The following is a 21064-nucleotide window of genomic DNA, read 5'->3' as shown; positions in this document are numbered from 1 at the left end:
GCCCCGGAGGACATGTCCTCCGGGGCCGTACGGCTACTTACGGCGTCCTACGAGCCGTACGAAACCGAGCGTCCGGCCCTCGTCGGCCCGGACCATCTCGCCCACCTCGCGGGCCATCGTGCGATGGAACTCCTCGGGGCTCTCCTCGGCGATCACATCGCACCACAGCAGCCAGTCCCGCCAGCCCTCTGGCTGCCAGTCGGCCGTCTCCACCTCGACGGCCCCGCTGCGGGTCCAGTGGCGCCGCCACCATTCGGCGGTGTGGAAGCACCAGAAGTCGGGCTCCCACCACTGCTTGAGATGCTCAGGCGGCTCGATGCCGTCCGGCTCCTCCCGCAGCGCCGGTACGACGATCCCGATCCGCCCGCCCGGCTTCAACAGCCGGGTCAGCGTGGGCAGATACAGATCGTCGGTGCCGAAGTACTGGTACGCGTCGATGCTCACGATCGCGTCGAAGCTCGCCTCGGCGAACGGCAGGTCGTGCGCCTCGGCGTGCACGGGCAGCACCCGGTCGGAGAAACCGGCCTCGGCGATGCGCTTGGCGTTCTCGTCGGGCTTGACCCACAGGTCGGCCGCGGTGACCTGGACGTCGTACTCCCTGGCCAGGAAGACCGAGGTCATCGCCCGGCCGCAGCCCAGGTCGAGCACACGGGCACAGGGCCGCAAGGTGTCCAGGCCGAGCGCGGGCGCGAGCCACTCCAGCAGCCACAGCGCGTTCGGGCCCATCTGGTTCTCGATGACCCAGCGGACGTCGTAGCTGTTGCTGCGCGGGTAGCGGGCCTGGGTCAGCCGCTCGGCGAGGTCCTCATGCGAGGTCCCCGTCATCGGCGGGTTGATGTCGTCTGGCATCGGTGAACGGGCTCCTTGAGTCCGGAAATGCGGAAGGGGATACGTCGGAGCTCGGTCTGACGCTCAAACAATGCACCTGCTTCGGCCGGGGGCGGACAAGCCCTGGGATTCTCAGCGGGACACGCTACGCTCGCCCGCCATGAACGGTCCTGCGAATTCCGAGCCGTCCGGCATACAGGAGGAGTACGACGACCAGGAGCTGGACGCCCGGCGGGCCCGCTGGACGGCCTCCGGCACCGGCGCCCTGCTGGCCCTGGCCGGCCTGGCAGCGGCGGCGCTGCGGGCCGCCGGATCCGCCCCGGCGCTGGTTCCGGCGGCCTATGGGTTCGGGGCCGCGGTGTGCGTGCTCGCGGCGGTCCTGGGCTCCCGCGGGCGCACCCGCAGAGCGCTGTGGCTGCTGATCGTCGGTGTGATGGTGATGGCGTTGGGCGACCAGTTCGACTGAGGTCGGGCGGACGTGACAGAGTGACCGTTACTGTCCTGTGATCTGTCTCCCACTCTTGTGAATAAACGCACGATCGTAATAAACGATCACTTTTGCCTGCGAGAGTGGTTCACGCATTGCTCATGCGTTCTTTGCGGGCTGTTCCCGGTCAAAGATCCACAATTCACCCTGGGAGCAGCTACGTGGCAGCCCTCGCACGCTGGTGTGTCCGGCGACGCCTGGTCGTCGTCCTCCTGTGGCTCCTCGCCCTCGGCGGAGTGAGCGCGGGCGCCGCCGTCGTCGGCTCCGCGTACTCCAACGACTACGAGGTCCCGGGCACCGAGTCGGGCCGCGCCACCCAGCTGCTCCGGGAGGGCTTCCCGCACCTCGGCGGCGACAGCGACACCGTCGTCTGGCACGTCGACTCGGGCTCGGTCCGGGACGCCGACGTCGAGCAGACGATGACCACGACCCTGGACAAGATCGCGGACCTGCCCGGGGTGGCCTCCGTGGTCAGCCCCTACGACTCCACGGGCAACGGTCTGATCAGCGCCGACGGACACACCGCCTACGCCGCCGTCACCTTCTCCCACTCCGCCGAGGACATCGACAAGTCCGAGGCGCGGGCCGTGGTGGACACCGCCAAGGACGCCGAGGCCGACGGTCTCCAGGTCGAACTGGGCGGCAGCGCCGTCGCCCTCACCGAGTCCTCGGGCGGGCACATCGCCGAGGTCGTGGGTGTGCTCGTGGCCGCCCTGGTGCTCTTCCTCGCCTTCGGCTCGCTCGCCGCCTCGCTGCTGCCCATCGCCACCGCCCTGGTCGGCGTGGGCACCGCCTACGCCGGGATCGTGCTCCTCGGGCACGCCATGACCGTGGCCGACTTCGCGCCCATGCTCGGCATGCTGATCGGCCTCGGCGTCGGCATCGACTACGCGCTGTTCATCGTCACCCGACACCGGCGCGGCCTGAAACGCGGCCTGAGCGTCACCGAGGCCGCCGAGAACGCCGTATCCACCACCGGCCGCGCGGTCGTCTTCGCGGGTGCCACGGTGTGCATCGCCCTGCTGGGCATGCTGATCCTGCGCCTCGGCTTCCTCAACGGCGTCGCGATAGCCGCCTGTCTGACGGTCGTCCTCACGGTCGCCGCCTCCGTGACCCTGCTGCCCGCCCTGCTCTCCCTCATCGGCATGCGGGCCCTGAGCCGGCGCGAGCGGCGCCGGCTCGCCGAGCACGGGCCCGAGCCCGAACTGCCCACCGGGTTCGCCCACCGCTGGTCCGCCTTCGTGGAACGGCACCCCAAGCTGCTCGGCGCGATCGCCCTGGTGGTCATCACCGTCCTCGCCCTGCCCACCCTGGGCCTGCGCCTCGGCACCTCCGACCAGGGCAACGACCCGAAGTCCTCGACCACCCGGCAGGCCTACGACCTCCTCGCGGACGGCTTCGGCCCGGGGGTCAACGGCCCGCTCACCCTGGTGACGCGCGTCGACGGCGCCGAGGACAAGCTGCTCCTCGACAACCTCGACGCCACCATCCGCACCACCGAGGGCATCGCCTCCACCACCCCGGTGACCTACGACACCGGCGGCGACCTCGCCTACTTCACGATCGTCCCCGACTCCGCCCCGCAGTCCCGGCAGACCAGCGACCTCGTCGAACGGCTGCGCACCGAGGTGCTGCCCCGCGCCGAGACCGGCACCACGCTCGACATCCACGTCGGCGGGATGACGGCGTCGTACGACGACTTCGCGGACGTCATCGTCGGCAAGCTGCCCCTGTTCGTGGGCGTCGTCATCGGCCTGGGCTGTCTGCTGCTCCTGCTCGCCTTCCGGTCCGTCGGCATCCCGCTGAAGGCCGCCGCGATGAACGTGGCCGCGGTCGCCGCCGCCTTCGGCGTGGTCGTGGCGATCTTCCAGTGGGGCTGGGGGAGCGCACTGCTCGGGCTGGGCCGCGCCGGGCCCATCGAACCCTTCCTGCCGGTGATCATGGTCTCGGTGCTCTTCGGGCTCTCCATGGACTACCAGGTCTTCCTGGTCAGCCGGATGTACGAGGAGTGGCTGGAGACCGGCGACAACCGGCGGGCCGTGCGCGTGGGCCTCGCCGAGACCAGCCGGGTGATCAACTCCGCCGCGGTCATCATGATCTCCGTCTTCCTCGCCTTCGTGCTCAGCGGCGACCGCGTGATCGCCATGTTCGGCATCGCGCTCGCCGCCGCCGTGGCCCTCGACGCGTTCGTCCTGCGCACCCTCCTCGTCCCCGCCCTCATGCATCTGCTCGGCGGCGCCAACTGGTGGCTGCCCGGCTGGCTGGACCGCCGGATGCCCCGCATCAGCATCGAACCGCCCGAGTGCCGCGCCGCGCATGAGAGGCTCACCGATGTCGTGGAGCAGGACGTCGTGGAGCAGATGGAGAGGGAGCGGGACGAGGATGTACGCGATATCCCTGGGTGAGGACGCCGAGCTGCGGCCGCTGGAGCCCTGGCACGCGGAGGAGTTCCTGGCCCACCTGGAGCGCGGGCGGGAGTTCATCAACCAGTACATCCCCTTCGCCGCCAAGGCGACGGACGCACAGGGCGCGCGCGAGGTGCTCCAGCGCTACGCCGACCTGCGCGCCGCCGACACCGGCTCCCTGCACGGCCTGTGGCTGGAGGGCAAGCTCGTGGGCGGTGTGCTCTTCCTGAACTTCGACGCCGAGAACGGCAACGCCGAGGTCGGCTGCTGGCTGGAGCCCGCCGGCACCGGGCGCGGCCTGGTCACCCGCGCCATGCGGGTGCTGATCGACTTCGCCGTGGACCAGCGCGGCATCCACCGGATCGAGTGGGTCGCCTCGGCCGGCAACACCCCCAGCCTGAACGTCGCCCGGCGCCTGGGCATGACCCGCGATGGCGTACGGCGGGAGGCCTACCCCTATCGTGGCGTGCGGCACGACCTGGAGGTGTGGTCGATTCTGGCCCCCGAATGGCGTGAAGCGCGCGGGCGTGCCGTGCACAGCGATCATTAAGAGACCTCTCAGACAGGATCCGTACGGTGCCCGACATGGGAACGAAGACAGCTGACGAGACCGGCGCCGCGACGGGCGCCGAGGCCACGACCGACGAGGAGAAGGTGAACGTCGCCAAGACCGACGAGGTGACGGAGACCGAGGCCGCCCCGGCCGAGGACACCGCCACCGACGAGATCGACGACGAGGAGGGCGAGGAGCTGCTCGAGGCCGCCCAGGAGGAAGGTCCGACCGGCGTCGGCCAGGGCGCGGGCGCGGTTGTCTCCGCGGCGCTCGGCCTGGTGTCGCTGACCGGCAGCTGGGTGGGCACCGTGGCGTCCGCGCGGCAGTCGCTCATCGGCCAGCTGCACGCGCAGACCGCGACCTCCTCCGACGTGGCCAAGCTCCTCGACGAGGGCTACGGCGACGCCTGGAAGGCCACCGCACTGTGGGGCGGCGTCTTCGCGCTGATCGCGCTGATCGTCGGTGTCGCGGTGCTGGCCCGCCCGGCCTTCGGCGCCCCCGGCAAGCCGCAGGCCACCTGGATCAAGTCGGTCGCCTGGGGCGGTGTCGCGCTCGGCGTCGTCGGGCTGCTCCTGGCCGTGCTCAAGTACACCGACATCCTGCTCAGCCTGCCTTCCACCAGCTGAATCAGCGCAGGTCCCGAGGGGCCTCAGGGCATCCGTAGGTACCTTACGGAGCCCCTGAGGCCCCTCCCGCGCGTCTAAGGCCCCTCCGGCCCCCGAAGATGCGGAACTCTCCCGATGTGGCGGACCCCCCTCGGAGACGAAGGTGGAGGCATCGCAGAAAGCGAAGCCCGACACCGACTCCGACAAGGACCACGCCATGTATCCCGAGTACGAGCTCTCCCAGTACCGCTCCGCCGAACTCATCCGCCAGGCCGAGCGCGAGCGCCTCGCCCGCGAGACGCTGCGCGGCCGCCGGGCCGCCCGCCGCGAAGCCGCCGAGCGCACCGCCGAGAGCGATTCGCATACCGGCCGCCCACGGCGGCACCGGTTCCTCCGCACGGCGTGAGCGCCGGGGGGAGGGAGGACGGCCGTACGGCTCTGCCCGTCCCCGCGGCCGTCCTCCCGGCGACCGGGGCGGGCCGGGACACTCGGCCCGCCCCGAAAACGAGTGCCCAGCTGTCGGACCCGCGTGCCATGCTCGGGCCTGTGGAGACCAGGTCCGTCAGTCCCGTGTTCGTCGGCCGTACCGAAGAGCTGAACCACCTGAACGAGGCGCTCGTCCGCGCCGCCGCTGGGGGTACCTCCCAGGCTTTCGGCACCGCGGGCGAGCCGCAGGCATTGCTGCTCGGCGGGGAGGCCGGCGTCGGCAAGACCCGGCTCGTCGAGGAGTTCGCCACCGCCGCCTGCCGGCAGGGCGCGGTCGTCGCCCTCGGCGGCTGCGTCGAGATCGGCGCCGACGGACTGCCCTTCGCCCCCTTCTCCACCGCGCTGCGCGCCCTGCGCCGAGCCCTGCCCGCCGAACTCGCCGCCGCGGCCGCCGGCCAGGAGGAGGAACTGGCCCGGCTGCTGCCCGAGATAGGCGAAGGACTCCCCGCCCGGCACACCGGCCGGCACGACGAGGAGAGCATGGCCCGCCTCTTCGAACTCACCGCCCGCCTCCTGGAGCGGGTCGCCGCCGAGCGCACCGTGGTCATCGTCCTGGAGGACCTCCACTGGGCCGACGCCTCCACCCGCCACCTCCTCTCCTACCTCCTGCGCACCCTGCGCACCGGCCGCCTGGTCGTCCTCGCCACCTACCGCGCCGACGACATCCACCGCCGCCATCCGCTGCGCCCCCTGCTCGCCGAACTCGACCGGCTGCGCACGGTCCGCCGCATCGAACTCGGCCGCTTCACCCGGGACGAGGTGAGCCGCCAGATCGCCGGCATCCTCGCCACCGAACCGAGCCCCGCCCAGGTCGACGACATCTTCGAACGCTCCGACGGCAACGCCTTCTTCGTCGAGGAACTGGCCGTCTGCGCCACCGAGGGCTGCGGCACCGGCCTCACCGACTCGCTGCGCGATCTGCTCCTGGTCCGCGTGGAGAGCCTGCCGGAGCGCACCCAGCGGGTCGCCAGGGTGGTCGCCGAGGGTGGCTCCACCGTGGAGTACCGGCTGCTCGCCGCGGTCACCGGACTCGCCGAGGACGACCTCATCGAGGCGCTGCGGGCCGCCGTGAACGCCAACATCCTCATCCCGGCACCCGACGGCGACGGCTACCGCTTCCGGCACTCCCTGGTCCGCGAGGCCGTCGCCGACGACCTGCTGCCCGGCGAACGCTCCCGCCTCAACCGGCGCTACGCCGAAGCCCTGGAGGCCGACCCCACGCTGGTCCCCGCCGACGAACGCGTCATGCGCCTGGCCAGCTACTGGTACCAGGCCCACGACCCGGCCAAGGCCCTGCCCGCCGTCCTGGACGCCTCCGTCACGGCCCGCCGCCGGCACGCCTACTCCGAGCAACTGCGGCTCCTGGAACGCGCGATGGAGCTGTGGGACACCGCGCCCGAGGACGTCCGGGCCGCCCTGCGCCCGGTCGACTACACCGAGGTCTACCCTCCCCCACTGTCTGAACGACGTGGGGGGACCCCCAGCGGCTGCGACCCCGCCACCACCCCGCTGCGCTACCTCGACCTGATGGCCGAGGCCGCCGTCGCCGGACGCCTGGGCGGTGAACGGGAACGCGCCCTGAAGATCACCAAGCGGGCGCTGCACCTCCTGGAGGACGACGGCGACCCCCTGCGCGCGGCGTGGTTCTGGGTCCAGCGCTCCCACCTCGTCCAGGGACTGGCCCGAGGCGACGGCTGGGCCGAACTGGCCACCGCCGAGGAGCTGGTCCGGGGACTGCCGCCGTCCGAGGTGCACGCCGAGGTCCTGGTCAACGTGGCCCACTGGTCCATGATCCACGTCCCCGGCCCCGACGCCGTCTCGGCCGCCGAGCGGGCCGTTCAGTACGCCCGCATGGTCGGCGCCCGCGAGACCGAGTTGAACGCCCGCGTCACCTCCGCCGGCCTCGTCGTCGAGTCCGGCGGGGTCGAGGCCGGGCTCGCCGAGCTGACCGAGATCCTGCGGGAGACACTCCGCGACGGCTTCTCCGGCGTCGCCAGCCGCATCTACGTCAACCTCCCGAACGCCCTCGAAGCCATCGGGCGCTCCCGGGAAGCGGTGCCGATCCTGGAGGAGGGGCTCGACTACGCCCAAAGGTTCGGGCTCTCCGACAAGGAGGCCTGGATCTGGGGCAACCTCGCCGAATGCCTCTACTCCCTGGGGCGCTGGGACCGGGCCGCGCAGGCCGCCACCAAGGCGGAACTCGTCGGCCAGAGCGCCAAACCCCGCGGCTTCCACGCCGCCACCCGCTCCGGACTCGCCCTCGCCCGCGGCGACCTGTCCGAGGCCGCCCGCCAACTCGCCGCGGCCCGCGGCTACTTCGGCACCCACGACCGGGCTCCGCAACACGAACTCCCCCTCTCCGAACTGGCCATCGGCATCGCCGCCGCCGAAGGCCGCCTCCTCGATGCCCGCGCCGACCTCGAACGCGTCCTGGACACCGGCTTCCCACCCGGCACCCAGCGCTACGCCTGGCCCCTGCTCCTGACCGCCGCCACCATGGAGGCCGACTCCCTCGGCCTGCCCGTCGCCGAGCAGGGCCGGGCGAAGATCCTCGACAGCATCCGGGAGGCCGCCAGGCCCCTCGCCACCTACGCCCCGGTCTGGCTGGCCCACGAGCGCTGGCTCCGCGCCGAACTGCTGCGCGCCGAGAGCGCCGACACCCCCGACCACTGGTCCGAGGCCGTCAGCGCCTTCGAACCCCTGGAACGCCCCTACGACCTCGCCCGCGTCCGTCACCGGCTCGCCCAGGCCCTGCTGTCCGCACCCGGCGGAGCCGAGCAGCCCGACCGCGACCGGGCCACCGAACTCCTCCGCCTCGCCCATGCCGCCGCCGACCACCTCGGCGCCCGGCCCCTCGCCGACGCGGTCGGCCTCCTCGCCCAGCGCGCCCGCCTCACCCTGACCGCGACGCAGGCCGCCGCGCCGGACGACCCCGCTCGCTCCCTCGGCCTCACCGGCCGTGAGCGCGATGTCCTGCGCCTGGTCGCCCTCGGCCGCACCAACCGCCAGATCGCCGAGGAACTCTTCATCTCCCCGAAGACGGCCAGCGTCCACGTGTCCAACATCCTCGCCAAGCTCGCCGTCTCCGGACGGGGCGAGGCCGCGGCCGTGGCGCACCGGCTGGGACTGTTCCCCGAGGAGGCTCTCCACGCGCCGATCACACAGTGAGGCGTACGGTGGAGGAGACCGGCAGGGGAGGCCGTATGTTCAACATGTTCGAGGAACTGTTCGCACCCGGCCGCAAACACACCCACGACGAGCAGAAGCGGCTGGAGCTGACCCGGGAGGACGTCGGTGACGGCGATCCCGGACGCGGACCGATAGACCTCACCTCCGGGAAGGTCGTCGTGCGCCTCCCCAAGCGGGACGAGGACGTAGCTGGAGCCCCGGCCGAGGACGACGAGGAGCGTCCGGCTAGCTGACCTGTATCTCCAGGATCCTGTCGTCCCCGTCCTTCGGGTTGCCCCTGCCGTCGGTGTTGCTGGTGACCAGCCACAGCTTGTCGCCGCCCGCGGAGACCACCGTGCGAAGCCTGCCGTACTCGCCCTTCAGGAAGGACTGCGGGTCGGCGGAGGCCTCCGTGCCGTTCAGCGGGATGCGCCACAGGCGCTGGCCCTTGAGCCCGGCCATCCAGAGGGAACCCTCGGCGTAGGCGACACCGCTGGGGGAGGCGTCGTCGGTGTGCCACTGGGCTATCGGGTTCTGGAACTGCTTGTCGTCGGAGCGGCCCTCGGCGTCCGGCCAGCCGTAGTTGGCGCCGGGCTTGATCGCGTTCAGTTCGTCCCAGGTGTCCTGGCCGAACTCCGAGGCGAACAGACGCTGCTTGGAGTCCCAGGCGAGGCCCTGCACATTGCGGTGACCGTAGGAGTACACCGGGGAGCCGGGGAACGGGTTGCCCGGGGCGGGGTCGCCCTCCGGGGTCAGGCGCAGGATCTTGCCGCCCAGGGACTTGCGGTCCTGGGACAGGCCGGTGTCGCCGCTCTCGCCGGTGCCCGCGTAGAGCATCTTGTCGGGGCCGAAGGCGATCCGGCCGCCGTTGTGGATGAAGCCCTTGGGGATGCCCTTGAAGACGGTGTCGGGCGCGCCCAGCTGCTCGCCGGAGTCCTTCCGCTCGTCGTAGACCATTCTGACGATGCGGTTGTCCGAGTCGGAGGTGAAGTAGGCGTACACCATGTGGTCGGAGGCGTAGTCCGGGGAGAGGGCGATGCCGAGGAGGCCGCCCTCGCCGGCCGCGGAGACCCCGGAGACCTGGCCCAGCTCCGTCTTCTTGCCGGACTGCCCGTCGACCCGGAGGATCGTGCCGTCGTCGCGGGAGGAGACGAGCAGGTCGCCGTCGGGGAGCGGGGCGAGGCCCCACGGCGTCCTGAGACCCTCGGCGACCGTGCGCAGCACCTTCACCGAGCCCTTCGCCGGTGGGGTCGCCTCGGCGGCCTGCCGGGTGGGGGAGGAGCCCGCGGTCGTACTGCTGGACGCGCCGCCCCCGGAGGAGTCGTCCCCTCCGCCGTCGGAGGAGCAGCCGGCCGTCAGCAGGAGCGTGGTCGCGGCCAGCACGGCCGTCACAGCTCGACGATGCACGATCATGGTCCCTTCGAAGCGGCGGGTTCTACCTGTCATACACCGCTCGCCCCTCCCAGGTTCCCGATCTCCACGACGCGATGCACGGAGGGGACTGGAGAGGGCCCCTCGACCCGCCCCCCTGATCGGCTCCACCTCCGGACCGCTCAGTCCCACGACCCCAGCGCCGCCGGCAGGTCCCTCAGTTCCGTCAGGTCCTGGGCGGTCAGTCGTAGGGCCGTCGCCGCCGCGTTCTCCGTGACCCACCGCTCCCGCTTCGCGCCCGGTATCGGGACCACGTGGGGTGCCTGGGCCAGTACCCAGGCCAGGGCCACCTGGGCCGGGGTGACCGAGTCGCCGTGGCGGGCCGCGACGCGGCGCAGGCCGGCGACGATCGGCTGGTTCGCCGCCATCATCTCGGCGGTGAAGCGGGGATGACGGGCGCGGACGTCGTCCGGTTCGAAGCCCTCGCCCGGGGTGAGGGTGCCGGTCAGGAAGCCGTTGCCGAGCGGCATCGCCGCCAGGAACCCGATGCCGCGCGCCGCGCACCACGGCAGCAGCGTCTCCAGCGCCTCCCGCGACCACACCGACAGCTCGGCCTCCACCGCGCTCACCGGGAAGACCTGCTGGACCCGCCGCAACTGCCGGATCGTGGCGTCGTGCAGCCGGTTGCCCGAGCGGCGGCCGCCCCGCGCTCCCATCGCGCACAGCCCCAACGACCGTACCTTTCCGGCCTGTACGAGCTCCGCCATCGCGCCCCAGGTCTCCTCGACCGGGACCTCGGGGTCCTCGCGGTGCAGCTGGTAGAGGTCGATCACATCGGTCTGCAGGCGCCTCAGCGAGGCGTCGCAGGCCCGTCTCACATAGCCGGGGCGGCCGTTGGCCACGATGTGCTGCTCGCCCACCAGCAGGCCGACCTTGGTCGACACGAAGGCATCCTCGCGCCGCTCCTTCAACACCCGCCCCAGCAGCAGCTCGTTGGTGAACGGGCCGTACATGTCGGCCGTGTCCAGCAGCGTCGAGCCCAGATCGAGCGCCCGGTGCACGGCCCTGACCGACTCGTCGCCCCGCTGCCGCGACCCGCTGTAGGCCCAGCTCATCGGCATGCACCCGAGTCCGACGGCTCCCACCGCGAGCGCCGCCGCGCCGATCGTCCTGCGCTCCACCTGCTCGTGACCCTCCCTTTCCCGGCCCCCAACCTAACCTCTGGGCCGCCGGACGCCTGACATAGCCTCCTGGCATGACAGCTGACGTGTGGCTCCCCATCCCTCCGGACGAGATCGCAGGGCTCCCCGAAGGGCCCACCTATCTGTTCTGGGACGGGGGTGAGGACGGCGCTCAGGAGTTCCCCGGGGACCCGGCGAACTGCGTCCTGTACGTGGTGCCGTACATGAAGCGGCAGTCGGTCAAGGTACGGCCGCTGGCGCAGATGCCGAACCTGCAGGTCGTCCAGACGCTCACCGCGGGCGTCGACGACGTCATGGCACGGCTGTCGGACCTGGCGCCGGGCGTGCGGCTCTGCAACGCGCGCGGTGTGCACGAGGCGAGCACCGCCGAGTTGGCCCTCACCCTGACCCTCGCCTCCCTGCGCGGCATTCCCGGCTTCGTCCGCGCCCAGCAACAGGAGCACTGGCAGGGCGACTTCCATCCCGCGCTCGCCGACAAGAACGTGCTCGTCGTCGGCTACGGGGCGATCGGCTCCGCGATCGAGGACCGGCTCGTGCCCTTCGAGGTCGCGCGGGTGGCGCGCGTCGCGCGCTCCGCGCGCACCACGGAGCGCGGTCCGGTGCACCCGCTCACCAACCTGCCCGCGCTGCTCCCCGAGGCGGACGTCGTCATCCTCTCCACGCCGCTCGACGACACCACGCGCGGCCTGGTGGACGCGGAGTTCCTGGCCCGGATGAAGGACGGCGCCCTCCTGGTGAACGTCGCCCGCGGCCCGGTCGTCGACACCAAGGCGCTGCTCGCCGAGCTGGAGACCGGGCGCATCACCGCCGCCCTGGACGTGGTCGACCCCGAGCCGCTGCCGCCCGGGCACCCCCTCTGGCACGCGCCGGGCCTCCTGATCAGTCCGCACGTGGGCGGACCCACCTCCGCCTTCCTGCCCCGCGCCAAGAGGCTTCTGGTGGACCAGTTGACCCGTTTCGTGAACCAGGAGCCCCTGCGCCACGTGATCCTGACGACGGGTACGGCAGACGTGTAGTCCGTTTTCGGTACCCTCCGCAATCTTCCGGACGCGGTCCGTGCTTCCAACTCCCCTGGTCGTCACGGAGCGTAGAGGAACTATGTCCCTGAGTGACGAGACTGGTGTATCGTCCCGACAGGGGCTGCGCCGCGCACCGTTCGGCGCCGGGGACGGACATTTCAGACTGTGAGGGGGGCGACGGGCGATGCACGGCCTATGGACGAGCGATCCGACGCGGCGGAGCCGCCGGCGGCGACCCTGGCAGACAGCCGCGCGCAGACGCGGTCACCACGCCGGTCACGGCGGCCACCACAGCCATCACCACCGCAGGCACCACAGCCGCAGAAGGCATGCGCACCCGGCGCACCCGGACCCCTGGGACCCCGGAGCGGCGCGGACCGGGAGGACCCGGTGAGCTCGCCCCCGTCTCCCACGACCACGCTCGACGGAGCCCTGCGGGCGCCGCGCGCGCGGGGGGCGCTGCCCTCCCGGCCGCCGGCCTCCCGCGGTGGGACGAGCCTGGTCCACCAACTCCTCCTCGCCCTGGTCTGCGCGGGCTACGCCATCGGTTCCGCGCTCGGCTGGGGCTCGCGCGAAGCCGCCCTGATCATGGGCGACTTCGGGCTGAGCGCCGCGGCCGGCACCGCCGCCGTGTCCTGCTTCCTCTACGCCCGCGGCCGTCGGGTCCGCTTTCGACCCGCCTGGCTGCTCTTCGCGCTCTCCTCGGCGATGGCGGCCCTCGGCAACCTGGTCTGGGGGTGGTACGAGGTCGTCCTGGGGCGGCCCGTCCCCAGCCCCTCCTATGCCGACGGGTTCTTCCTCTGCTTCGCGCCACCCGCCATCGTGGGCCTGCTGGTCCTCGCCAAGCGCCCGGTCACCAAGGCCGGTTGGGTCTGCCTCGGCCTCGACGCCTGGCTGATCGGCGGCTCGCTGCTCACGCTCTCGTGGAGCCTCGCCCTCGCCCAGGCGGCGAAGTCCGAGGGACCGAGCGTCGCGCACACCGCGCTGTCGCTGGCGTACCCCATGCTGGACATCGCCCTCGTCAGCATGGTGCTCGCGCTGCACTTCCGGCGCTCGGCGGTCAACCGCACCGCGGTGAACACCGCGATCGGCGCGCTCGCCCTGACCGTGATGTGCGACGCCCTGTTCACCTCGCCGCTGCTCCACAACAACTACCGCTCGGGCCAGCTGCTGGACGCGGGCTGGTTCGCCGGCTCCCTGCTCCTCGCCTACGCCCCCTGGGCCGCACCCCGGCGCGGCGACGGCGAGCGGCAGCCCCCGGCCGGGCGCACGCGCGTGGTCCACGAACACCTGCCCAGGCACCGGTTCGGGATCCAGCACCACCCCTCCGCACAGGGCGCGCCAGGAGGTGATCACAGCCGGTATCCGGCCACCCGCCCCATCACCGGATCGCTGGCCGCGCTCACCCCCTACCTGGCGGCCGCGGTCTGCACCCTGGGGATCCTCTACAACGTCCTCAACGGCCGCAGCGTGGACCGCGTGGTGCTGCTCACCGGCGGCACCGTCGTGCTCGCCCTCGTGGTCCGCCAGGGCATCATGCTGCTCGACAACATCACCCTCACCCAGGAACTCGCGCAGAAGGAGAACCACTTCCGCTCCCTGGTGCAGGGCTCCAGCGACGTCATCATGATCGCCGCACCCAACGGCATCCTCCGCTACGTCTCCCCGGCCGCCGCCGGTGTCTACGGCCGCCCCGCCGAGGAGCTCGTGGGCACCGAGCTGGCCGGTCTCATCCACCCCGAGGACCTGGGCTGCGTGGTGCACGAGGTGCGCCGTTTCCTCGCCGCCAACCCCCTCGAGGAGCCCACCACCCGCATCGAGTGCCGTTTCCGGTCCGGCGACGGCGGGTGGCTCAACGTCGAGTCCACCGTCAACCGCCATCACGGCGGCCTCATCTTCAACAGCCGGGACGTGACCGAAAGAGTGCGCCTTCAGGCGCAGCTCCAGCACAACGCCGAGCACGACCCGCTCACCGACCTGCCCAACCGCGCCCTGTTCACCCAGCGCGTCCAGCAGGCCCTGTCCGGCCGCCGCTCCTCCGACCGCGGCACCGCCGTGCTCTTCATCGACCTGGACGGCTTCAAGGCCGTCAACGACACGATCGGACACCAGGCCGGGGACGAACTGCTCGTCCAGGCCGCCCGCAGACTCCAGGACGCCGTCCGGCACGGCGACACCGCCTCCCGGCTCGGCGGGGACGAGTTCGCCGCCCTGATCGTCGGGGACGGCACCCGCGACCGCACCGCACGCGAGGCCAACATCCTGGAGCTCGCCGACCGCCTCAGGATCACCCTCTCCCAGCCCTACCTCATCGACGGCAACGATGTCCGGGTCGCCGCCTCCATCGGCGTCGCCTTCGCCGAACCCGGCCTCGGCGCGGGCGAGATCCTGCGCAACGCCGACCTGGCGATGTACCGCGCCAAGGCGGGCGGCAAGGGCCGCGTCGAGCTGTACGCACCCCAGATGCAGCAGGACGTCGTACGGAAGGCGGAGCTGGCCACGCGCCTGCGTGCCGCGCTGCACGACGGCGAGTTCGCCCTGCTGCACCAGCCCGTGGTGTCCCTGGAGGACGGCCGGATCACCTCGGTCAGCGCCCAGGCGCGCTGGCGGTCCTCCCAAGGGGTGCTGTTCACGCCCGCCGAGTTCCTCAGGGTGGCCGAGGACAGCGACCGGACGCAGGAGCTGGGCCGCTGGATCCTGGAGGAGGCCGTCGAACAGGCCGCCGAGCGCGCCGCGCACGGGCTCACCGTGCCGGTCGCGGTCCGGATGAACGCCCAGCGGCTGCTGGACCGTTCACTGCCCCTGGGATCCGTGGAGGCGCTGCTGACCCGGCACGGACTGCCGGCGGGCTCGCTGCTCATCGAGCTCTCCGACGCCGACCCCCGGGTCTCCCTGGACGAGCTGGAGCGCCGGCTGACCGCGATCCGGCGCGTCGGTGTCCGGATCGCCCTGGACGGCTTCGGCAGCGGCTACGCGGCGATCACCGCGCTGCGCAGACTCCCCGTCGACGTGCTGAAGCTCGACCGCAGCCTGGTCGAGGGCGTCGTGGAGTCCGCGCGACTGCACAAGATCACCAGCGGACTGCTCAGGATCGCCGGAGACCTCGGGCTCCAGTCCGTGGCCGACGGGGTGGATCTGCCCGAACAGGTGGTGGCCCTGCGCGCGATGGGCTGCACCCATGGGCAGGGCATGGCGTTCTCCGGGCCGCTGGACGAGTACCGGCTGCGCAGAGCGCTGGCCTCGGGTCACTATCCGGTGCCGCACGGCCCGGCCGAACCCGCGTTCGCCGGAGGCGGTGCGGGGGTGTACACCGGGAGCATGACGGCCGTACTCGGTGGTGGGACGACCCTCCGCTCACATAATGAGACTCCCGTCCCACCCACTTGACAGTGAGTGCGTGCCGGGGGGAGGGTCAGTCTCATGCGCACCCGAATTCTCGTACTTGGAAAGCGCGTCGGCTGACGCTGAGCCACAGACCGCTCAGCGATCCCCACCCGGCGCGCTCCCCTCGCTTGCCTTATGGCACGAGGGGTTTTTTGTTGCCCAGCTTCCCCACCTCAGCTTCACACCCTCAGCATCGAGAAGAGAATGACGATGACCGAGCAGGCCACCGGGGCCCATCCGCAGCCGCGGCCCCGATCCGGAGGACAGCAGTCCGCCCCCGAGCACGTCACGGGCGCGCAGTCCCTCATCCGCTCTCTCGAGGAGGTCGGCGCCGAGACGGTATTCGGTATCCCCGGCGGTGCCATCCTTCCGGCGTACGACCCGCTGATGGACTCCACCCGGGTGCGCCACGTGCTGGTCCGGCACGAGCAGGGCGCGGGCCACGCGGCCACCGGTTACGCGCAGGCCACCGGCAAGGTCGGCGTCTGCATGGCGACCTCGGGTCCCGGTGCGACCAACCTGGTGACCCCGATCGCGGACGCCCACATGGACTCGGTGCCGCTCGTGGCGATCACCGGGCAGGTGGCCTCCAAGGCGATCGGCACGGACGCCTTCCAGGAGGCGGACATCGTCGGCATCACCATGCCGATCACCAAGCACAACTTCCTCGTCACCAAGGCCGAGGACATCCCGCGGGTCATCGCGCAGGCCTTCCACATCGCCTCCACCGGCCGCCCCGGCCCGGTCCTGGTCGACATCGCCAAGGACGCCCTCCAGGCGAAGACGACCTTCTCCTGGCCGCCGGTCATGGACCTGCCCGGCTACCGCCCGGTGACCAAGCCGCACGCCAAGCAGATCCGCGAGGGCGCCAAGCTGATCACCCAGGCCAAGCGGCCCGTCCTCTACGTCGGCGGCGGTGTCATCAAGGCCGGCGCCACCGCCGAGCTGAAGGTCCTCGCAGAACTCACCGGAGCTCCCGTCACCACCACTCTGATGGGGCTCGGCGCATTCCCCGACAGCCATCCGCTGCACGTGGGAATGCCGGGCATGCACGGTTCGGTCACCGCCGTCACCGCGCTGCAGAAGGCCGACCTGATCGTCGCCCTCGGTACCCGATTCGACGACCGCGTCACCGGCAAGCTGGACAGCTTCGCCCCGTACGCCAAGATCGTCCACGCCGACATCGACCCGGCCGAGATCGGCAAGAACCGCGCCGCCGACGTGCCGATCGTCGGGGACGCCCGCGAGGTCATCGCCGACCTCGTCCAGGCCGTCCAGAAGGAGCACAGCGAGGGCCACCAGGGCGACTACAGCGCCTGGTGGAAGGACCTGTCCCGGTGGCGCGAGACCTACCCGCTCGGCTACGACCTGCCGGCCGACGGCTCGCTCTCCCCGCAGCAGGTCATCGAGCGGATCGGCCGACTCGCCCCCGAGGGCACGATCTTCGCCGCGGGCGTCGGCCAGCACCAGATGTGGGCCGCGCACTTCATCCAGTACGAGAAGCCGGCGACCTGGCTGAACTCCGGCGGCGCCGGAACCATGGGCTACGCGGTCCCGGCCGCGATGGGCGCCAAGGCCGGAGCCCCGGGCAACACCGTCTGGGCGATCGACGGCGACGGCTGCTTCCAGATGACCAACCAGGAGCTCACCACCTGTGCCCTGAACAACATCCCGATCAAGGTCGCCATCATCAACAACGGCGCCCTCGGGATGGTCCGCCAGTGGCAGACCCTGTTCTACAACCAGCGCTACTCCAACACCGTGCTGCACAGCGGCCCGGAGGACATCAACCCGGACGCGAAGGGCACGCGCGTGCCGGACTTCGTGAAGCTGTCCGAGGCGATGGGCTGCGTGGGCCTGCGCTGCGAGCGCCCGGAGGACCTGGACAAGGTCATCGAAGAGGCCAACTCCATCAACGACCGCCCCGTCGTCATCGACTTCATCGTCCACGAGGACGCGATGGTGTGGCCGATGGTCGCCGCCGGCACCTCCAACGACGAGATCATGGCCGCCCGGGACGTCCGCCCCGACTTCGGCGACAACGAAGACGACTGAGCGAGAGAGACGTAAAAGATCATGTCCAAGCACACGCTCTCCGTCCTGGTGGAGAACACCCCGGGCATCCTGGCCAGGATCGCCGCCCTGTTCTCCCGCCGCGGGTTCAACATCGACTCGCTCGCGGTCGGTGTCACCGAGCACCCCGAGATCTCCCGGATCACGATCGTGGTCAGCGTGGTCGACGAACTGCCGCTGGAGCAGGTGACCAAGCAGCTCAACAAGCTCGTCAACGTCCTGAAGATCGTCGAACTGGAGCCGGGTTCCGCGGTTCAGCGCGAACTCGTTCTGGTGAAGGTGCGCGCCGACAACGAGACGCGTTCCCAGATCGTCGAGATCGTCCAGCTGTTCCGCGCCAAGACCGTCGACGTCTCCCCGGAGGCCGTCACGATCGAGGCCACCGGCTCCAGCGACAAGCTGTCCGCGATGCTGAAGATGCTGGAGCCCTTCGGCATCAAGGAGCTGGTCCAGTCCGGCACCATCGCGATCGGCCGCGGCGCCCGCTCCATCACGGACCGCTCGCTGCGCGCCCTCGACCGCAGCGCCTGACACCGGGCACGGGCGGCTCCGGCCGCCCGTATACCGAGACCCCGAGACTTCATCCCACCCCGCCGTCATACGGTGGGACGCAACACCTGCACTCAAGGAGAGAACCCAAAGTGGCCGAGCTGTTCTACGACGCCGACGCCGACCTGTCCATCATCCAGGGCCGCAAGGTCGCGGTCATCGGTTACGGCAGCCAGGGCCACGCCCACGCGCTGTCGCTCCGTGACTCGGGTGTCGACGTGCGTGTCGGTCTGCACGAGGGCTCCAAGTCCAAGGCCAAGGCCGAGGAGCAGGGCCTGCGCGTGGTGACGCCGTCCGAGGCCGCCGCCGAGGCCGACGTCATCATGATCCTGGTCCCGGACCCGATCCAGGCCCAGGTCTACGAGGAGTCCATCAAGGACAACCTGAACGACGGCGACGCGCTGTTCTTCGGCCACGGCCTGAACATCCGCTTCGACTTCATCAAGCCGCCGGCCAATGTCGACGTCTGCATGGTCGCCCCCAAGGGCCCGGGCCACCTCGTGCGCCGCCAGTACGAGGAGGGCCGCGGCGTTCCCTGTATCGCGGCCGTCGAGCAGGACGCGACCGGCAACGCCTTCGCGCTCGCGCTGTCGTACGCCAAGGGCATTGGTGGCACCCGCGCGGGCGTCATCAAGACGACCTTCACCGAGGAGACCGAGACCGACCTGTTCGGTGAGCAGGCCGTTCTCTGCGGTGGTACGGCCGCGCTGGTCAAGGCCGGTTTCGAGACGCTGACCGAGGCCGGCTACCAGCCGGAGATCGCGTACTTCGAGTGCCTGCACGAGCTGAAGCTGATCGTCGACCTCATGTACGAGGGCGGCCTGGAGAAGATGCGCTGGTCGATCTCCGAGACCGCCGAGTGGGGCGACTACGTCACCGGCCCGCGGATCATCACCGACGCCACCAAGGCCGAGATGAAGAAGGTCCTCGCCGAGATCCAGGACGGCACCTTCGCCCGTGAGTGGATGGCCGAGTACCACGGCGGTCTGAAGAAGTACAACGAGTACAAGCAGCAGGACTCCGAGCACCTGCTGGAGACCACCGGCAAGCAGCTCCGCAAGCTGATGAGCTGGGTCGACGAGGAGGCGTAAGCCTCGCGGACGGGGCCGGAGCGGTCAGCTCCGGTCCCGTTGTCCAACCCGGCGGATCACGTCCGGGTGATCCTTCCGTGGAGGCGCAATACGCCCCCCACCGCGCCACTACACTGGCGCACAACATACGCGTCAGGCCCACAGCGTCGTGCGTCTTCCACGCGGCCAGTACCCTCCACCGCCTGCGGCCGTCGGGACGGCCGTCCGCACGCATTGGACTTGTGAGGACTCACGTGAGCTCGAAACCTGTCGTACTCATCGCTGAAGAGCTGTCGCCCGCGACCGTGGACGCGCTTGGTCCGGACTTCGAGATCCGGCACTGCAACGGAGCGGACCGAGCCGAACTGCTCCCGGCCATCGCCGACGTCGACGCGATCCTGATCCGCTCCGCCACCAAGGTCGACGCCGAGGCCATCGCCGCCGCGAACAAGCTGAAGGTCGTCGCACGAGCCGGCGTCGGCCTGGACAATGTCGACGTCTCCGCCGCCACCAAGGCCGGCGTGATGGTCGTCAACGCCCCGACCTCCAACATCGTGACCGCGGCCGAGCTGGCCTGCGGTCTGCTCGTCGCCACCGCCCGCCACATCCCGCAGGCCAACGCCGCGCTGAAGAACGGCGAGTGGAAGCGCAGCAAGTACACGGGCGTGGAGCTGGCCGAGAAGACCCTCGGTGTCGTCGGACTCGGCCGCATCGGCGCGCTCGTCGCCCAGCGCATGTCCGGCTTCGGGATGAAGGTCGTCGCCTACGACCCCTACATCCAGCCCGCCCGCGCCGCCCAGATGGGCGTCAAGGTGCTGTCCCTGGACGAGCTGCTGGAGGTCTCCGACTTCATCACCGTCCACCTCCCCAAGACCCCCGAGACCGTCGGCCTGATCGGTGACGAGGCGCTGCGCAAGGTCAAGCCGAGCGTGCGGATCGTCAACGCGGCGCGGGGCGGGATCGTCGACGAGGAGGCGCTGTACTCCGCCCTCAAGGAGGGCCGGGTCGCCGGTGCCGGTCTCGACGTGTACGCCAAGGAGCCCTGCACGGACTCCCCGCTGTTCGAGTTCGACCAGGTCGTCGCCACCCCGCACCTCGGTGCCTCCACCGACGAGGCGCAGGAGAAGGCCGGTATCGCCGTCGCCCGCTCGGTGCGCCTCGCCCTCGCCGGTGAGCTGGTGCCGGACGCGGTCAACGTCCAGGGCGGCGTCATCGCCGAGGACGTCAAGCCGGGCCTGCCGCTCGCCGAGCGCCTCGGCCGTATCTTCACCGCGCTCGCCGGTGAGGTGGCCGTCCGCCTCGACGTCGAGGTGTACGGCGAGATCACCCAGCACGACGTGAAGGTGCTGGAGCTCAGCGCGCTCAAGGGTGTCTTCGAGGACGTGGTCGACGAGACCGTGTCGTACGTCAACGCCCCGCTGTTCGCGCAGGAGCGCGGTGTCGAGGTGCGGCTGACCACCAGCTCGGAGTCGGCCGACCACCGCAATGTCGTCACCGTGCGCGGCACGCTCGGCAGCGGCGAGGAGGTGTCGGTCTCCGGCACGCTGGCCGGTCCCAAGCACCTCCAGAAGATCGTCGCGGTCGGTGACTACGACGTGGACCTGGCGCTCGCCGACCACATGGTCGTCCTCAAGTACGAGGACCGGCCGGGTGTCGTGGGTACGGTCGGGCGGATCTTCGGTGAGGCGGGGATCAACATCGCCGGGATGCAGGTCTCTCGGGCCGTTGCCGGTGGTGAGGCGCTGGCCGTGCTGACGGTGGACGACACGGTGCCCGCGGGTGTGCTGACGGAGGTTGCCGAGGAGATCGGGGCGACGTCGGCGCGTGCGGTGAACCTGGTCTGAGGTTGTCGTGGGTTCTGGGG

At 71.0% G+C, this 21064-nt stretch carries 16 protein-coding genes; 13 read left to right on the top strand and 3 right to left on the bottom strand.

The features are described from left to right. Positions 1 to 33 precede the first annotated feature (33 nt). On the bottom strand, positions 34 to 849 hold the full coding sequence (locus tag ACFULQ_RS42505) for a methyltransferase domain-containing protein (RefSeq protein WP_383555263.1): 816 nt from the start codon (positions 847 to 849) through the stop codon (positions 34 to 36). Positions 850 to 988: 139 nt separating this feature from the next. Between ACFULQ_RS42505 and ACFULQ_RS42500 the strand changes: the two genes are divergently transcribed. From ACFULQ_RS42500 to ACFULQ_RS42470, 7 genes are all read left to right on the top strand, one after another. Then, the gene (locus ACFULQ_RS42500) at positions 989 to 1294 is read left to right on the top strand and encodes a hypothetical protein (RefSeq protein WP_383555261.1); all 306 of its coding nucleotides are present in this window, start codon (positions 989 to 991) and stop codon (positions 1292 to 1294) included. 182 nt (positions 1295 to 1476) lie between these two features. Continuing rightward, positions 1477 to 3720, top strand: a complete 2244-nt coding sequence (locus ACFULQ_RS42495) for an MMPL family transporter (RefSeq protein WP_383555259.1) — start codon at positions 1477 to 1479, stop codon at positions 3718 to 3720. Then, entirely contained in the window at positions 3698 to 4270 is a 573-nt protein-coding gene (locus ACFULQ_RS42490) for a GNAT family N-acetyltransferase (protein WP_383555256.1), read from the top strand. The genes ACFULQ_RS42495 and ACFULQ_RS42490 overlap by 23 nt, the downstream gene beginning before the upstream one ends. Before the next feature lie 35 nt (positions 4271 to 4305). Beyond that, positions 4306 to 4899, top strand: a complete 594-nt coding sequence (locus tag ACFULQ_RS42485; RefSeq protein WP_383555254.1) for a hypothetical protein — start codon at positions 4306 to 4308, stop codon at positions 4897 to 4899. A 142-nt stretch (positions 4900 to 5041) separates the two neighbouring features. Beyond that, positions 5042 to 5284 carry a hypothetical protein gene (locus ACFULQ_RS42480; RefSeq protein ID WP_383555251.1) on the top strand — a complete coding sequence of 81 codons (243 nt, stop codon included), beginning with the start codon at positions 5042 to 5044 and terminating at the stop codon, positions 5282 to 5284. 128 nt (positions 5285 to 5412) lie between these two features. Continuing rightward, positions 5413 to 8532 (top strand): AAA family ATPase, encoded by a 3120-nt coding sequence (locus tag ACFULQ_RS42475; RefSeq protein WP_383555249.1) that lies wholly within the window; start codon positions 5413 to 5415, stop codon positions 8530 to 8532. Positions 8533 to 8567: 35 nt separating this feature from the next. Next, positions 8568 to 8786, top strand: a complete 219-nt coding sequence (locus ACFULQ_RS42470) for a DUF6191 domain-containing protein (RefSeq protein ID WP_383555247.1) — start codon at positions 8568 to 8570, stop codon at positions 8784 to 8786. Here the strand turns inward: ACFULQ_RS42470 and ACFULQ_RS42465 are convergent. Together ACFULQ_RS42465 and ACFULQ_RS42460 are read right to left on the bottom strand one after the other, a co-directional pair. Beyond that, complete coding sequence (locus tag ACFULQ_RS42465) at positions 8779 to 9945, bottom strand: PQQ-dependent sugar dehydrogenase (RefSeq protein WP_383555265.1); 1167 nt, start codon at positions 9943 to 9945, stop codon at positions 8779 to 8781. The two genes, ACFULQ_RS42470 and ACFULQ_RS42465, sit on opposite strands and share 8 nt — an antisense overlap. A 140-nt stretch (positions 9946 to 10085) precedes the next feature. Next, on the bottom strand, positions 10086 to 11084 hold the full coding sequence (locus ACFULQ_RS42460; RefSeq protein ID WP_383555245.1) for an aldo/keto reductase: 999 nt from the start codon (positions 11082 to 11084) through the stop codon (positions 10086 to 10088). Between the two features lie 74 nt (positions 11085 to 11158). On the opposite strand from ACFULQ_RS42460, the gene ACFULQ_RS42455 reads away from it, so the two are divergent. The 6 genes from ACFULQ_RS42455 to serA all read left to right on the top strand — a co-directional run bounded on the left by ACFULQ_RS42455 (position 11159) and on the right by serA (position 21044). Further along, positions 11159 to 12121, top strand: coding sequence for a 2-hydroxyacid dehydrogenase (locus ACFULQ_RS42455; RefSeq protein WP_383555242.1), 963 nt, complete (start codon positions 11159 to 11161; stop codon positions 12119 to 12121). A gap of 393 nt (positions 12122 to 12514) precedes the next feature. Continuing rightward, the gene (locus tag ACFULQ_RS42450) at positions 12515 to 15511 is read left to right on the top strand and encodes a putative bifunctional diguanylate cyclase/phosphodiesterase (RefSeq protein WP_383555240.1); all 2997 of its coding nucleotides are present in this window, start codon (positions 12515 to 12517) and stop codon (positions 15509 to 15511) included. Positions 15512 to 15718: 207 nt separating this feature from the next. Continuing rightward, positions 15719 to 17563, top strand: a complete 1845-nt coding sequence (locus ACFULQ_RS42445; RefSeq protein ID WP_383555237.1) for an acetolactate synthase large subunit — start codon at positions 15719 to 15721, stop codon at positions 17561 to 17563. Between the two features lie 21 nt (positions 17564 to 17584). Further along, complete coding sequence (ilvN, locus tag ACFULQ_RS42440; RefSeq protein ID WP_037712203.1) at positions 17585 to 18112, top strand: acetolactate synthase small subunit; 528 nt, start codon at positions 17585 to 17587, stop codon at positions 18110 to 18112. A gap of 110 nt (positions 18113 to 18222) precedes the next feature. Next, entirely contained in the window at positions 18223 to 19221 is a 999-nt protein-coding gene (gene ilvC, locus ACFULQ_RS42435; RefSeq protein WP_383555234.1) for a ketol-acid reductoisomerase, read from the top strand. Between the two features lie 233 nt (positions 19222 to 19454). Then, on the top strand, positions 19455 to 21044 hold the full coding sequence (serA, locus tag ACFULQ_RS42430) for a phosphoglycerate dehydrogenase (protein WP_383555231.1): 1590 nt from the start codon (positions 19455 to 19457) through the stop codon (positions 21042 to 21044). Positions 21045 to 21064 lie beyond the last annotated feature (20 nt).

The organism is Streptomyces sp. NPDC057253 (genome assembly GCF_042669125.1).
Classification (GTDB): Bacteria; Actinomycetota; Actinomycetes; order Streptomycetales; family Streptomycetaceae; genus Streptomyces.
This window is presented reverse-complemented; position numbering and strand designations above follow the sequence as displayed.